General features: G+C 54.9%; 12 protein-coding genes. 4 read left to right on the forward strand and 8 right to left on the reverse strand.

Annotation, left to right across the window (positions count from 1 at the left end):
• Positions 1-14: 14 nt before the first annotated feature.
• Positions 15-1193, forward strand: a complete 1179-nt coding sequence (xylR, locus tag FND52_RS16185; RefSeq protein ID WP_144131864.1) for a D-xylose utilization transcriptional activator XylR — start codon at positions 15-17, stop codon at positions 1191-1193.
• A gap of 53 nt (positions 1194-1246) precedes the next feature.
• On the opposite strand, the gene FND52_RS16190 is transcribed toward xylR, so the two are convergent.
• Entirely contained in the window at positions 1247-2071 is an 825-nt protein-coding gene (locus FND52_RS16190; protein WP_125292807.1) for a protein bax, read from the reverse strand.
• A 312-nt stretch (positions 2072-2383) separates the two neighbouring features.
• Between FND52_RS16190 and FND52_RS16195 the strand changes: the two genes are divergently transcribed.
• Positions 2384-4420 (forward strand): alpha-amylase, encoded by a 2037-nt coding sequence (locus FND52_RS16195; protein WP_144131866.1) that lies wholly within the window; start codon positions 2384-2386, stop codon positions 4418-4420.
• Positions 4421-4554: 134 nt separating this feature from the next.
• Positions 4555-5811, forward strand: coding sequence for a valine--pyruvate transaminase (avtA, locus tag FND52_RS16200; protein ID WP_125292810.1), 1257 nt, complete (start codon positions 4555-4557; stop codon positions 5809-5811).
• A gap of 4 nt (positions 5812-5815) precedes the next feature.
• Here the strand turns inward: avtA and FND52_RS16205 are convergent, their stop codons facing one another.
• Positions 5816-6304, reverse strand: coding sequence for a 4Fe-4S dicluster domain-containing protein (locus FND52_RS16205; RefSeq protein WP_144131868.1), 489 nt, complete (start codon positions 6302-6304; stop codon positions 5816-5818).
• 184 nt (positions 6305-6488) lie between these two features.
• Here FND52_RS16205 and FND52_RS16210 point away from each other — a divergent pair, with 184 nt between their 5' ends.
• Complete coding sequence (locus FND52_RS16210; protein ID WP_144131870.1) at positions 6489-7373, forward strand: ROK family protein; 885 nt, start codon at positions 6489-6491, stop codon at positions 7371-7373.
• A 23-nt stretch (positions 7374-7396) separates the two neighbouring features.
• On the opposite strand, the gene yiaY is transcribed toward FND52_RS16210, so the two are convergent.
• From yiaY to FND52_RS16240, 6 genes are all read right to left on the reverse strand, one after another.
• Positions 7397-8548: an L-threonine dehydrogenase gene (yiaY, locus tag FND52_RS16215; protein WP_125292816.1), complete on the reverse strand. Its 1152-nt coding sequence runs from the start codon at positions 8546-8548 to the stop codon at positions 7397-7399.
• A 199-nt stretch (positions 8549-8747) separates the two neighbouring features.
• Positions 8748-10592, reverse strand: a complete 1845-nt coding sequence (gene selB, locus FND52_RS16220; protein WP_144131872.1) for a selenocysteine-specific translation elongation factor — start codon at positions 10590-10592, stop codon at positions 8748-8750.
• Complete coding sequence (gene selA / locus FND52_RS16225; protein ID WP_144132046.1) at positions 10589-11980, reverse strand: L-seryl-tRNA(Sec) selenium transferase; 1392 nt, start codon at positions 11978-11980, stop codon at positions 10589-10591. The genes selB and selA overlap by 4 nt, the downstream gene beginning before the upstream one ends.
• 69 nt (positions 11981-12049) lie before the next feature.
• On the reverse strand, positions 12050-12658 hold the full coding sequence (locus FND52_RS16230) for a glutathione S-transferase (protein ID WP_125292818.1): 609 nt from the start codon (positions 12656-12658) through the stop codon (positions 12050-12052).
• A gap of 98 nt (positions 12659-12756) precedes the next feature.
• Positions 12757-13893, reverse strand: coding sequence for an HlyD family secretion protein (locus tag FND52_RS16235; RefSeq protein ID WP_144131874.1), 1137 nt, complete (start codon positions 13891-13893; stop codon positions 12757-12759).
• A gap of 2 nt (positions 13894-13895) precedes the next feature.
• Positions 13896-14231, reverse strand: coding sequence for a DUF3302 domain-containing protein (locus FND52_RS16240; RefSeq protein ID WP_144131876.1), 336 nt, complete (start codon positions 14229-14231; stop codon positions 13896-13898).
• Positions 14232-14797: the final 566 nt, after the last annotated feature.

The following is a 14797-nucleotide window of genomic DNA, read 5'->3' on the forward strand; positions in this document are numbered from 1 at the left end:
GTCAGGGCTACGTCATGTTTGAAAAACGTCACCGCATTACTTTGCTGTTTAACGCTAATAAAGCCTACGACCGGCAAGTCGTTGAGGGTGTGGGAGAATATCTTCAGGCGACCCAATCGAGCTGGGATATTTTTATCGAAGAGGATTTCCGGGCGCGTATCGATAATATTAAAGAGTGGTTAGGTGACGGCGTCATCGCAGATTTTGACGATAAGGAAATCGAGCAACTGCTGGCAGATGTCAACGTGCCGATTGTCGGCGTGGGCGGCTCCTACCATCAGCCTGAGCACTATCCTCCGGTTCATTACATCGCCACCGATAACCACGCGCTGGTTGAACAGGCCTTTCTCCATTTAAAAGAAAAAGGCGTACATCGTTTTGCTTTCTATGGCTTACCTGCGTCCAGTGGTAAACGCTGGGCGGCGGAACGTGAACATGCGTTCTGCCAGCTCGTCGCCCAGGAAAAATACCGTGGCGTGGTGTATCAGGGCCTGGAAACTGCGCCAGACAACTGGCAGCACGCCCAAAACCGGCTGGCGGACTGGCTGCAAACCCTGCCGCCGCAAACCGGCATTATCGCGGTAACCGATGCCCGTGCGCGCCACGTTTTGCAGGTCTGCGAGCATTTACATATTCCGGTGCCGGAGAAGATTTGCGTGATTGGCATCGATAACGAAGAACTGACGCGCTACCTGTCACGGGTGGCGCTGTCGTCGGTGGCGCAGGGCACCCGCCAGATGGGTTTTCAGGCGGCCAAATTACTCCACCGTCTGTTAGCCAATGAAACCCTGCCGCTGCAGCGCCTGCTGGTGCCGCCGGTCAAGGTGGTTGAGCGTCAGTCTACGGATTACCGCTCTCTGCACGATCCGGCAGTGATTCAGGCGATGCATTACATCCGTAATCACGCCTGTAAGGGGATCAAAGTAGAACAGGTGCTGGATGCCATCGGCATGTCGCGCTCTAATCTTGAGAAGCGATTTAAAGAAGAGGTTGGCGAGACTATTCACGCCGTACTGCATGCGGAAAAACTCCACAAAGCCCGCAGCCTGTTGATTTCAACCTCGCTGTCTATTAACGAGATTTCGCAAATCTGCGGTTACCCGTCACTGCAATATTTCTATTCGGTGTTCAAAAAAGAGTACGACGCCACGCCGAAAGATTACCGCGAACGGCACAGCGAGTTTTCCCGTTAGACAATAAAAAACCCGGCCTGATTAGCCGGGTTTTGTCGGTTCGCTGTTATTAATTACATATTCGCCGCCAGCAGCCGCTGGTTATCCTGATACATGGCAAACAGGTAATTGTTATAGCTCTGTCCTTTGGTGGAGTAGCCTTTGAGCTTGTGGATCATGTTGCTCGCCGTCAGCTCCTGGTCCGCTTTTCGCAGCTGCGCGCGGGACTTACGGAACGATGAGTACGCCGGATGGGTATTCAGATTGTTCACGTACGCCGACACAGACTCTTTTACAGAATCAAAATGCGAATAGCCTTTCACTTTACCTGTCCCGCTGTTGCAGTGGCGTTTTGCACACTTCATGCCGAAAAGGTTGTTATTGCTACGGGCCAGTTTGGAGGTGCCCCAACCGCTTTCTGCCGCCGCCATCGTCGCAACCATGCTGGTTGGGATAATGTCTACGCGCTCCAGCAAGGTGTTCCACGGAATACGTTTAGTATTTCCGTTCCACTTTACGTCATAGTTTTGGGCGATTTTCTTCAGGCGCGCGCGTTCGCTCGGTGCCCAGCGTCCGTCATATTGTTTAGAGATAAGCCAGTTACGTTCCGCAGTAATCACCGCGTTTTGGCTGGTAATGTAAGGCATGACTGTCCGGAGAAACGCTTTTTTTCTTGGGGTCCCGGAAGGGTATTTTCGCAAATCAGGAAGTGAACCGCTTATTTCACTATTGCGAGAATACTCTTTCTTACTGCTTGCCTGGTGCTTACCGCTGGTTTTCTTAATCTGAGCTGTGTGACTCGTCGTCGTGTGCTGTTTTGCCAGCACTTCACCTGAAACTGCATAGGTGAAAAAGATGAGTATCGCCGCCCCGATTCGTCGTAATCGAGTCGATATCATTAGGTCTCCTGGTCGGATAAATGCATTCCAACACCTTATTCATGAGAAAAATTTGTGAACCGAATCTCAAATCTTACCAAAAATAACCTTCAAGAGCAGTAAAAGAAATAATACAAATCTGAAACCTTGTCACGTACGACCTTCTTATCGTAGTTAAAAATAATGATTTATCTGATGCTTATCGCAGAAAAAAGCAAAAATGAGAGATGGCTCACTCATCCTGTGGATTCAGCCTCGCAAGGCTGAAACAGGGAGGAGACCGGCTGGCGAAAATTTTGCCAAAATAGCAAAAACCCTAATGGGAGCCGCCTGATGAAGAAAAGTATTCTTGCCCTGCTACTACTGCCCGGCGCTGCATTCGCGCAGTGGAGCCTGCCCGACTTACCTGCTTTTGTGGAACAAAGCCCCGGCGTATTTATCGCCCAGGGCACTCTGGAAAAAGGCGAGCGCCCCCTGCGCTTAACTCAGGGTGAACAATGCTGGCAGCCGAGCGGGGCAATTAAATTAAATCAGATGCTGTCGCTTACGCCCTGCGCGGGCGATGCGCCTGAATGGCGACTGTTCCGCAGCGGCAATTATCAGGTGCAAATCGATACCCGCTCGGGTACGCCGACCCTGATGCTGAGCGTGAAACAGGATGAGCCACAAACCGTCGCGGCAGCTGTTCGCCAGTGCCCAAAATGGGACGGCGGCCCGGTGACCGTTTCGGTTAACGATCGCTTTGAAGAGGGTTCACAGGTACGCGACTTTTACAGCGGCAACACCGCGACCGTCACCGACGGCAAAATTACCCTGATGCCCGCCGCAACCAGCAATGGGCTGCTACTGCTGGAAGCGGAGGATACGAGCGATAAAGCGCCCTTTAGCTGGCATAACGCCACCCTGTACTTTGTGCTCACCGACCGCTTCGAAAACGGCAATCCGGATAACGACAACAGCTACGGGCGGCACAAGGACGGCATGGAGGAGATCGGCACCTTCCACGGCGGTGATTTACAGGGGCTGACTCAGAAACTGGATTATTTGCAGGAACTCGGCGTCAATGCGTTGTGGATAAGCGCACCCTTTGAGCAGATCCACGGCTGGGTCGGCGGCGGCACTAAAGGCGACTTCCCGCATTATGCCTATCACGGTTACTACACTCAGGACTGGACCACGCTCGACGCCAATATGGGTACGCGCGACGATCTCCAGAAGCTGGTAGACGGCGCGCATCAGCGCGGCATCCGCGTTCTTTTCGATATCGTCATGAACCACGCCGGTTACGCCACTCTGGCAGATATGCAGCAATACCAGTTTGGCGCGCTGTATCTGAAAGGCGATGAGATCGCCAAAACCCTCGGCGAGAACTGGACCGACTGGAAACCCGGCCCGGGCCAGAGCTGGCACAGCTTTAACGACTATATCAACTTTAGCGATAAGGCCGCCTGGGAGAAATGGTGGGGTAAAAACTGGATCCGCACCGATATTGGCGACTACGACAGCCCCGGCTTTGACGATCTCACCATGTCGCTGGCGTTTCTGCCAGACCTGAAAACCGAATCCGTTACGCCCACCGGGCTGCCCAACTTTTATAGCCAAAAACCTGACACCCGCGCCAAAGAGCGCCCCAACTATACGCCACGTGATTACCTGACCCAGTGGCTCAGCCAGTGGGTGCGGGACTACGGCATTGACGGTTTCCGGGTCGATACGGCAAAGCATGTCGAGATGGGTGCCTGGCAGCAGCTAAAAAATCAGGCCAACGACGCGCTGACGGAATGGAAAGCCGCTAATCCGGATAAAAAGCTGGACGACGCCCCTTTCTGGATGACGGGCGAAGCCTGGGGGCATGGCGTCATGCAGAGCGATTACTACCGCAACGGCTTTGACGCGATGATCAATTTTGATTATCAGGAACAGGCGGCGAGCGCGGTAGATTGTCTGGCGAATATTGACCCCATCTGGCAACAGATGGCGGACAAACTTCAGCAGTTTAATGTCTTAAGCTATCTCTCTTCGCATGATACCCGGTTATTCCGTGAAGGCGGGACCCGCGCGGCAGAACTGCTGCTGTTAGCGCCCGGTGCGGTACAAATTTTTTATGGTGACGAGACGGCCCGTCCGTTTGGCCCCACCGGGTCCGATCCACTGCAGGGTACCCGTTCGTCGATGAACTGGCAGGACGTTGAGGGCGAACAGGCCGCGACGTTGGCGCACTGGCAGAAAATCGCTCAGTTCCGCGCCCGCCACCCGGCGATTGGCGAAGGGAAACACATCCCGCTGAGCGACGACAAGATCTATGGTTTTAGCCGCGTTCAGGGTGACGACACGGTGATGGTGATCTGGGCAGGCGAATCGCAAAAGTGATGCAGCAGGTTATGCCAGCAAATCACCTGTGTCTGGCATAATCGGCAATCCTTGTCTGGACTGGCCTGTTTGCGCCGTTGCACAGGTAGCGTTATCGTGAGCCTCTTTTATAAGTATTCGATATCAAGACGGCTATGACTTTTTCTCTTTTCGGCGACAAATTCACCCGCCATGCAGGCATTACGCGCCTGATGGAAGACCTTAACGACGGGTTACGTACTCCTGGCGCAATCATGCTGGGCGGTGGTAATCCGGCGCAAATCCCGGAGATGAACGACTATTTCCAGAAACTACTGGGTGAGATGCTGGAAACCGGCAAAGTCACTGAAGCGCTTTGTAATTATGACGGCCCCCAGGGTAAAAGCGAACTGCTGGACGCGCTCGCCGGTATGCTGCGCGAAGAATTTGGTTGGGATATCGAACCACAGAATATTGCCCTGACAAACGGCAGCCAGAGCGCGTTTTTCTACTTGTTTAACCTGTTCGCAGGCCGCCAGGCGGACGGCTCGACTAAAAAAGCGCTGTTCCCACTGGCACCGGAATATATCGGCTACGCGGATTCCGGCCTGGAAGAGGAACTTTTCGTGTCGGCGCGTCCGAACATTGAACTGCTGCCGGAAGGCCAGTTTAAATATCACGTGGATTTCGAGCATCTGCATATTGGCGATGAAACCGCGATGATCTGCGTCTCGCGCCCTACCAACCCGACCGGTAATGTGATCACCGATGACGAGCTGATGAAGCTGGACGCCCTTGCCAACCAGCACGGCATCCCGCTGGTCATTGATAACGCTTATGGCGTCCCGTTCCCGGGCATTATCTTTTCTGAAGCGCGCCCGCTGTGGAACCCGAATATTGTTCTGTGCATGAGCCTGTCGAAACTGGGCCTGCCGGGCAGCCGCTGCGGCATTATTATCGCCAATGAAAAGATCATCTCCGCCGTCAGCAATATGAACGGCATTATTAGCCTGGCACCCGGCGGCATCGGCCCGGCCATCGCCTGTGAAATGATTAAGCGTAAAGATCTGCTGCGCCTGTCGGAAACAGTGATTAAGCCGTTTTATCAGCAGCGCGTTCAGGAAACGATTGCCGTTATTCGTCGCTATTTGCCGGAAGAGCGTTGCCTGATCCACAAGCCGGAAGGCGCGATTTTTCTGTGGCTGTGGTTTAAAGATTTACCCATTACCACCGAGCTGCTGTACCAGCGCCTGAAAAAACGCGGCGTGTTGATGGTACCGGGGGATTACTTCTTCCCGGGTCTCGATAAACCGTGGCCGCATACTCACCAGTGTATGCGTATGAATTACGTGCCAGAGCTGGAAAAAATAGAGGCGGGAGTGAAAATCCTCGCGGAAGAGATTGCGCTCGCCTGGCAAGAGGCCAGCGCATAATCGATTACCACGCCGCCGCCCGGCGGCGTTTTTCTGCACTGATTTGCTCGAGCTGTTGCGGGTCCATACAGCGCAACGCCGATGTCGGGCAGGCCTCAACGCAGGCCGGGCCCGCGTCCCGATGCCAGCATAGATCGCACTTCAGCGCCTGCACCTGATGCGCGGCGACGGTGACCACTTCCATCGCTCCGTAAGGACATGCCACCATACAGGTTTTGCAGCCGATACAGCGCGCCTGATCCACAAAGACAAAATCATTGCGGCGGGAAATCGCCTGGGTCGGGCAAACCGCGCCGCACGGCGCGTCTTCACACTGGCGACATACCGCCGCCGTAGACAGCATACCGGTTTTGACGACCCGAATACGCGGTTGAAAGGCTTCCGGACTGACCTCAGAGCAATCCTGCGCGGCCTGATGCGAGACGACGCAGGCCACTTCACAGGTACGGCAACCAATACATTTATTCGCTTCGGCAACAATAAAGCGGTTCATTTCCCACTCCATCAGACCCTAAAAGAGCCAGATTGCCAGAAAACGTCCGCCTTTCTCTTTGATCCTGGCGGGTAAACAGGCCAGATTTCGCTAGCCTCCTGTTTTTAAACCATTACCTTTATTTACATTCCGCTGCCGGGCCTCAGCCATAATTAGTCGTATGCCTCCCTGAAAGGAAAATCATATGCAGCATTTCATTGGCTTCGATGTAGGTGGAACGCACATCAAACATGGCGTGATTGATGAAGAAGGTAATGAGTTAACTTCCGATGAGTACGACACGCCGGAAGACGAGCAAACGTTTCGCAAAAAATGGCAGGAAGTGGTTGAGGCGTATCAGAAAGAGCACGAGATTGTCGGCATTGGCGTCAGCTTTCCCGGCCACATTAACTCTCATACCGGCGAGGCCGCCAAAGCCGGCGCGCTGGACTATATGGACGGCGTTAATCTGCTGGAACTGTTCGCCGAACTGACCGATCTTCCCGCCGTTGTCGAAAACGACGCCAACTGCGCGGCGTTGGGCGAACTGTGGCGCGGTGCGGGAAAAGAGTATCAAAACTTTGTGTGCATTACCGTCGGCACCGGTATTGGCGGCGGGATTATTCTCGACGGCGAACTTTACCGGGGCTCGCATTACCGCGCCGGTGAGTTTGGCGTCATCCCGGTGGGCAATAATGGTGAATGCATGCATGAAGTGGCCTCCGCCAGCGGGTTGATGGAAGCCTGCCGCCAGGCGCTGGCGCTGTCAGTAGACGAAATGCCACACGGCAAAGAGCTGTTTGATCGTATGAACAGCGATGTTCATTTACGCGAAGCCATCGATGAATGGGCACGCAATCTGGCGCGCGGCGTTTATAGCGTGATTTCGATGTTTGATCCGCAGGTGGTATTGATCGGCGGCGGCATTAGCGAAGAGGAGAAAGTTTTCCAGCTGTTAGGACGTCATCTGGAAACGTTCGAACTTTGGGATGACTTGCAGGTGCCGATCCAGCCCTGCCAGCTGGGGAATCAGGCCGGACGCCTCGGCGCGGTCTGGCTGGCGAAGAAAAAAATCGCGCCCCGGAAATGAGGCGCGAGCGTGGTGGCTAAAAATCAAAATGCCGCTTGATAGATAGCCACAATCTCATCGTGCGACGCCTGAACAGGATTGGTTAAACCACAGGCGTCTTTCAGCGCATTGGTGGCAAGCGTCGCAAAATCCTGCTCTTTGACGTTCAGATCGCGCAGGCCAGCCGGAATATTGACGCGTTTCGCCAGTTGGCGGATGGCTTCTACGCAGGCTTTCGCCCCTTGTTGAGCGCTCATGGCGCTGACATCAACGCCCATCGCCTCGGCGCAATCGCGTAAACGTGCCGCAGCCACACGGCTGTTAAAATGCTCCACGTGCGGCAGCAGAATGGCGTTACAGACGCCATGCGGCAGGTCGTAAAAACCGCCCAGTTGATGCGCCATAGCGTGAACATAGCCGAGCGAGGCATTGTTAAAAGCCATACCCGCCATAAATTGCGCATACGCCATGGCTTCACGCGCGACCATGTTATCGCCTTCATCGACGGCAATCGGCAAGTTTTTGACAATCATGGTGATGGCTTTAAGCGCACAGGCATCGGTAATCGGCGTGGCGGCAATAGAGACATAGGCTTCAATCGCGTGGGTCAGCGCATCCATACCGGTAGCCGCCGTCAGGGATTTAGGCATTCCCATCATTAAAGCCGGGTCGTTAACCGACATGACCGGCGTCACGTGTTTATCAACAATCGCCATTTTTATATGGCGCTGCTCGTCAGTGATAATACAGAAACGGGTCATTTCTGACGCCGTGCCCGCCGTAGTATTAATGGCAATCATCGGTAGCTGTGGTTTCGGCGAGCGATCGACGCCCTCATAATCCCGAATATCGCCGCCGTTCGCTGCAACCAGAGCAATACCTTTTGCGCAGTCGTGAGGAGAGCCGCCACCCAGTGAAATAACGCAATCACAGTGGTTAGCGCGCAATATCGCCAGGCCCGCTTTCACATTGGCCGTCGTCGGGTTGGGGTGAGTACCGTCAAACACCACGCTTTTAATATTGCGTTCAGTCAGCGCGTGCTGAAGCTGCTCCGCCATCCCCAGTTTTGCCAACATGATATCGGTAACGATCAGCGCACTTTTATAACCATAATCGTGGGCAGTATTTAACGCATCATTTAACGAGTTCGTGCCAATAATATTGACGGCAGGAATATAAAATACGGATGTCATCATTTCTTTCCTTGGTGGATTTAAAAAGTTTTTCCGTAATATACCTGCGCCATTTAAAAAGATAGCGGCAACCAATAAAAAGAAATAATAAATTACGCCATGAATAACAATACAGAAAAATTAAGAAGTTATTTATTATTAATATTAATGAATCGAAGTGATGCATTTATTTATACAAATACATCACTTCGCCAAAGCCGTGTTACTGACGGCCAAATAATGCCGCATCCCGTAATAAATGCTCATTACCGCGTCGGCGAGTAAAACCGATGCGGTCGAAATATTCCAGGATTTGAATCGCCAGTTTCCTGCCCACATTCAGGCTGTCGCGGAAATCCGCCGCCTGGGTGGATCCTTTCTCACTGTCCAGCCGGCGGATCAGGTCAGCGAACATCACAATCCGATCGTTACGGTAATAGCGATCTTTAACGATCGCGGTAATCAGCCCCTGTAACGCCGCCTGACGGAGAAATTTACGCATCTCCTGTTCGTCGGTGCCGGTTTCACGGGCCAGATCGCGTACCCACCACGGGTCGTCGCCAAACAATCCGGCAATACTCTCCCAGCGCTGCTGCTGTTCGGGCGTAAAGCCCGCCTGATGCCCCGGTAAATGCAGCCAGCCCTGATAGCTGACGATCAGCCCCGCCTCGCGCATCTTCTCAATCAGCGCCAGTACCAGCGGCTCTTCCTGCGAAGGCAGCGCCATACGGCGCAGGCGTTCGCGCCCCGGCCCGGGTTCATCGCTATGCTGATCGTGATAATAGCTGAGGGTATCCAGCAGTTTGCGCTGCCAGCACGCCGCCACTTCAGCGCTTAACAGATGCTCGCCTGCCTGCAATCGCTCAGGCCGGTTTAACAGCGCAGCCAGACCCTGCGGCGTCAGCTGACGATGCCAGGCGAAATCCGGCAGTGATACCGCGCCGCGCTCAAGGTGCAACGTCAGCGCTTCGGCATCGTCCTGCACATCAGCAAGCCGCGCCAGCCAGTCGAGAAACTCGCTCTGGCGCTTGCCGCGACGCGGCGGATCGGTCAACAGCACTCTCCCGCCGCCCAGCGTGTGCCGGGCGCTGATATCGCGCAAAATCACCCGATCGTTGTCGCACAGCCACAGCGGGGTATCCAGCACCAGCTCGGCAAAGCGCTCGTCGAGCAGGGAAATACGCCCGGTGATATGGCTGGCGGCGTGATGGATATGCAGCGGTTGCCACTGCTGGAACGGTGCCAGGGCATGCGTCTCGATAATCACCCGATCGCACAGGCGGCGCGGCGCGGTGGAAAGCAGCCAGTCGCCACGGCTGATCTGCTCTTTTTGAGCGTCGCCGCTGATGTTGAGCGCAATACGTTGCCCGGCGCGCGCCTGCTGGGTATCGGTGTTTTGCGCGTGCAAACCGCGCACCCGCATCGGTTTATCGACGCCCGTCAGCCACAGCGTATCGCCGACATTGACTTCACCGCTTAGCGCTGTGCCGGTCACCACCAGGCCCGCGCCCTTAACGGTAAACGCCCGGTCAATCGCCAGGCGAAAACGGTGCTCAACGGGATGCGTTTGCGGTTGTAGTTCACGGATGTGCTGGCGCAGGGCGTCAATACCCTCAGCTTGCGTGACGGCAGTGACAAACAGCGCCGCCGCAGGCCAGTTCATGCGCGCCAGCAGGTTTTCCACCTCGGCTTTCACCTCCTTAACGCGCGCGTCATCAACCCGATCCGCTTTGGTGAGCGCCACGGTGAGCGTGGGGCGTCCGGCCAGTTGCAATAGGGTTAAGTGCTCTTCGGTTTGCGCCATCACGCTGTCATCGCACGCCACCACCAGCAGCGCATGGTCGATACCGCCCACGCCCGCCAGCATATTGGCGAGGAATTTTTCATGGCCCGGCACATCGATGAAACCTATCACCCGGCCATCTTTCTGCGGCCAGTAGGCGTAGCCCAAATCAATGGTCATGCCGCGCTGTTTCTCTTCCGGCAAACGGTCGGCGTTTACGCCGGTCAACGCCTGCAACAGCGTGGTTTTACCGTGGTCAACGTGTCCTGCGGTGGCAATAATCATTTGGTCAACATCTCCATAAAGCGCGCTTCATCTTCAAGGCAGCGTAAATCCAGCCATACCCGGCCATCGTATATGCGGCCAATCACCGGCGTCGGTAAATTGCGCAGATCGGCAGCCAGTTTTTCCGCCGTGCTGCCCCGTCCGTCGCGCGGCGTGAAGGTTATCGCCGCGCTGGGCAAGCGATCTACCGGCAACGAGCCACTGCCGATCTGTGACTGGCACGGCATGACGGCAACGTCGAACGCCTCGCCAAAACGCTTCTGCAAACCGGGCAGCAGGCGCTGCGCCTGCTGATGGATCGACCCGGCATCGCGGGTTAACAGCCGCAGCGTGGGAAGCTGCTGCTCGAGCGCTTCCGGATGGCGATACAGGCGCAGCGTGGCTTCCAGCGCGGCGAGCGTCATTTTATCCGCCCTTAGCGCGCGTTTTAACGGATGACGCTGCACGCGTTCGATCAGCGCTTTTTTGCCGACGATAATGCCCGCCTGTGGCCCGCCCAGCAGTTTATCGCCGGAAAAGCTCACCAGGCTGACGCCAGCGGCAACCAGCTCCTGTACCATCGGTTCTTTGGGCAAGCCGTAACGGCTCAGATCTACCAGCGAGCCGCTGCCTAAATCCGATACTACCGGCACGCCGAGCGGATCGGCCAACTGCACCAGTTCCGCTTCGCTGATGGCCCGGGTAAAGCCTTCAATATGGTAATTACTGGTGTGAACTTTCATCACTAAGGCGGTATTTTCGCCTATCGCCTGCTGGTAATCCGCAGGATGGGTACGGTTGGTGGTGCCGACTTCCACCAGTTGGCAACCCGCCTGGCGCATCACATCCGGAATGCGGAATGAACCGCCGATCTCCACCAGTTCGCCGCGTGATACCACCACCTCTTTGCCATCGGAACAGGCTGCCAGCATCAGCAATACGGCGGCGGCGTTGTTATTGACGATGCAGGCATCTTCCGCGCCGGTCATCTCGCACAACAGCTGCGCCAGCGCCCGATCGCGGTGGCCGCGCCCGGCATCGTCCAGATCGTATTCCAGGGTGACTGCCGAGCGCATGACATTCGCCACGGCTTCGATGGCGCTTTCTGACTGCAACGCGCGCCCCAGATTGGTATGCAACACGGTGCCGGTGAGATTGAACACCGCGCGATACGCACTCTGCGCGGCGGCGCTTAACCGGCGTTCGCAGGCAGCAGCCCAGTGCTGGCACCAGTCCGGCAACGCATGGCATTTCCGCACGCTGTGCCGGGCCTCGTCCTGAAGCTGGCGCAGCATATCGGCAACCTGGGTATGGCCCCAGTGTTCAAGTAACGGTTGAAAAGCCGCATCCCGCAGCAGGCTGTCCGTAGAGGGGATCTGGCTATAGAGCGAACGGTTTTCTGTAGTCATGGCGCTGAATGGGTTAGTGAAAATACCCATCAGTGTACAGGGGGCACTACCCCCTGTCATATCAGGAGATCAAGCTGTGGGCGGTTCGGTGCGGGCAAAGCTCTCGCGCTGGAATAACGTTTCTACCAGTTTCACCAGTTTTGGGCGGTCCACGCACCAGCCCGGCGATACCCGGCGGAAATTGAGATAACCAATGGCGCAGGCGACGGCAATGGTGGCGACATTCAGTTCATCCGCTTTCAGCGTGCCGTCCGCCACGTATTTTTCCAGGGTATCCAGGCTGCGGCTGATTTTTTCGCGCTGGCGCAGCAGCTCGGTCTCGGACTGTTGCGCAGCCGGGCGAGCCTGCTCGCGTACCGAGACCAGCCCCGCATCCATAATGCCGTCGGCCAGCGCTTCAATCTGGCGTACTTTTAACGAGGCCATAGGATCGCGCGGCAGCAGCGCCGGGGCGATACCCAGCAGTTCCAGGTACTCCACAATGATGGGGGAGTTAAACCACACCTCGCCGTCGTCGGTCACCAGCGCCGGCACTTTGCCTAGCGGGTTGTACTGGACGATTTTGTTCTGCGCTTCATACGGGGCATCGTTGACGAATTCAAACGTAATCCCCTTCTCAAGCATGATTATCGAAATCTTGCGTACAAACGGGCTGGTATAACTACCGACAAGCTTCATGACTGACTCCCTGGATAAACGCCAATAAAGCGATAAGTATGGCGCAGATCGGGCGAAATGGCAGGACGGCAATGCAACTTGCCGTCCCGTTTTCTGGATTAGTGATCGAGGTAGAGATAGTGCATCCAGCTGGTCATCCTCAGCAGCACTTTGCGCATCACGGAAACATGGGTGAAATGCTGGGAATAGACGGCGACCTGGGCGTAAATACCGTCCGGCAGCGCATCGATATCTTCGCTGGGGTCGAGAATAATCGTCGCAATCACGCCGTCGCCGCCGGGAGTAATGTTGAGCGTTTGCAGAGTGCCCTGCGACTGATACGCGCCGGTTGGCACAATCGGGCTGATCATTGCCAGCTTGCCGTGGAAAACCTGTCCCGGCAGCGCATTAAATACCACCTCCGCGTCATCGCCGGGTTGCAGGCGCAGCAGCGAGTTCTGGCGGAATGCGGCAATCACCTGGCGTTTTTGCTCGGGGATAAACACCATCACCGGGCGTAGCGGCAGCGCCGCCGCATAGGTGCCGGGGCGTACCAGAACCTGCGTGACATAGCCATTTTCCGGGGCGCGCACCACGGTTTGCGACAGATTATAGGTTGCTTCCGCCACTTGGGCGCGCAGGCTGGCCACTTCGGACCGATCGCCGAACAGACGGCTGTTAATCTGGCTTTTAATCTGTTGCTGGTCGGCCAGCGACGCTTTTAACACCGCTTCCTGAGCCAGATACTGCTGGCGGGCGGTATCAATATCCCGCTCGGAAAACGGGTTAACCTTCGCCTGGCTGCCCCGCAAATAGCGTTGATAATCCTTGAAGAATTTGTCGCGTTCGGCAGTAGCCTGATCGGTAATCGCTACGGCTTCCTGCAATTGCGACTCCAGCACTTTGGTGGCGTTCTCCGCGGTAACCAAATCCGCCTGCAATTTTCTTAACCGGGCCTCATAGCGCGTCGGGTCAAGCTTAAACAGCATCTCACCTTTCTTAATGAGCTGGTTTTGCTTTTGCGTCACGTCAACAACCACACCGGTAACCTGGGGAACGATGGGAATAGAGACCACCGCTTTTTGCGCAGTAAACGTATAAGGGTGGTTGTAATTCATTAATAAAATTAACGCCCCTACCAGAAATACGCCGCCCAGGGCTGCGGTGGGGATGGTCCATTTATTTACCGGTATTTTGAAAATTTTAAATATTAGCCAGGCCAGCGCGACATAGGTGAGGATAATGAGCAGGTCCATGATTATTCACCCGTTTCATCTGGTTTTTGAAGGTTTTCCTGGCGCGCCAGTTCATTTTCCAGCGCGATAATACGCTGATTTAATGCATCTATTCGTTGGGCATCCTGCATTCCCCAGCCCCGCTCTGGACGGTAAAGCGTGGCCCAAATCCATAAGAACGGCCAAATAACGTGCAGGGTAAATAAGCTAACCCAGCCTGCCACATGAATAGCGTCCGCATGAGGATGATTACGCTTTTTGGCTATTTCATAGGGAATGTCATGAATAATGATCACCCCATAGAAAATCACCAGAAAGACCACGATTAACACACCGAGAGCGAAATAATTAAGAAACATGCCGGCCTCCCACGAGAAACCAACCCGATACCGTGGCATCAGGCGCAATGCGTCTGCTATCCGTGATGTGGAATGCGCCAGCCAGCGTTTAAGAGAGGAGATAACGCTGTTATCTGGCTGTCATGATTTACTGTTATTAAGTAGCCCATTGCAGGCCCGTACCGCTTGATAATTCAATAATAGAATAATTTAGCCACGGGTGCTTTGCATCATGCTGAAGGATGATGACCGTCCTGAATGTCGCAAAATTACAGACCTCGACTGAGCCTTAGTCAGGTTTGCTGTTGATCACATTCAGTTAAATCCGAGTCAAAATTTATTGTGATCATCATCACAAACAAATAACAAACCAGCCGCCATAAATTGTGATTATTATCACATTTATACTCCTGATGCGGCGCTTTCTTTACCTTTGTTCTTTTTCTACACAGGGTATTTGTGATCCTGATCACCCCATATGGCTGGCCTACCCCCTGCAAAAGGAGATCTAAATCACACTATTCCCCACCGACTGGACAGTTGAACGATTCAATGCCAGATTTCGCATCACCAGGACATTGAGCCGG

The sequence above is a fragment of the Atlantibacter subterraneus genome (assembly GCF_007570865.1).
Taxonomy (GTDB): Bacteria; Pseudomonadota; Gammaproteobacteria; order Enterobacterales; family Enterobacteriaceae; genus Atlantibacter; species Atlantibacter subterraneus.

Coding starts and splice junctions, on each gene's coding strand:
- xylR (WP_144131864.1), top strand. CDS start 15: ATGTTTGAAAAACGTCACCGCATTACTTTGCTGTTTAACGCTAATAAA.
- avtA (WP_125292810.1), top strand. CDS start 4,555: ATGACTTTTTCTCTTTTCGGCGACAAATTCACCCGCCATGCAGGCATT.
- selA (WP_144132046.1), bottom strand. CDS start 11,980: ATGACTACAGAAAACCGTTCGCTCTATAGCCAGATCCCCTCTACGGAC.
- selB (WP_144131872.1), bottom strand. CDS start 10,592: ATGATTATTGCCACCGCAGGACACGTTGACCACGGTAAAACCACGCTG.
- FND52_RS16230 (WP_125292818.1), bottom strand. CDS start 12,658: ATGAAGCTTGTCGGTAGTTATACCAGCCCGTTTGTACGCAAGATTTCG.
- FND52_RS16240 (WP_144131876.1), bottom strand. CDS start 14,231: ATGTTTCTTAATTATTTCGCTCTCGGTGTGTTAATCGTGGTCTTTCTG.
- FND52_RS16190 (WP_125292807.1), bottom strand. CDS start 2,071: ATGATATCGACTCGATTACGACGAATCGGGGCGGCGATACTCATCTTT.
- FND52_RS16210 (WP_144131870.1), top strand. CDS start 6,489: ATGCAGCATTTCATTGGCTTCGATGTAGGTGGAACGCACATCAAACAT.
- yiaY (WP_125292816.1), bottom strand. CDS start 8,548: ATGATGACATCCGTATTTTATATTCCTGCCGTCAATATTATTGGCACG.
- FND52_RS16205 (WP_144131868.1), bottom strand. CDS start 6,304: ATGAACCGCTTTATTGTTGCCGAAGCGAATAAATGTATTGGTTGCCGT.
- FND52_RS16235 (WP_144131874.1), bottom strand. CDS start 13,893: ATGGACCTGCTCATTATCCTCACCTATGTCGCGCTGGCCTGGCTAATA.
- FND52_RS16195 (WP_144131866.1), top strand. CDS start 2,384: ATGAAGAAAAGTATTCTTGCCCTGCTACTACTGCCCGGCGCTGCATTC.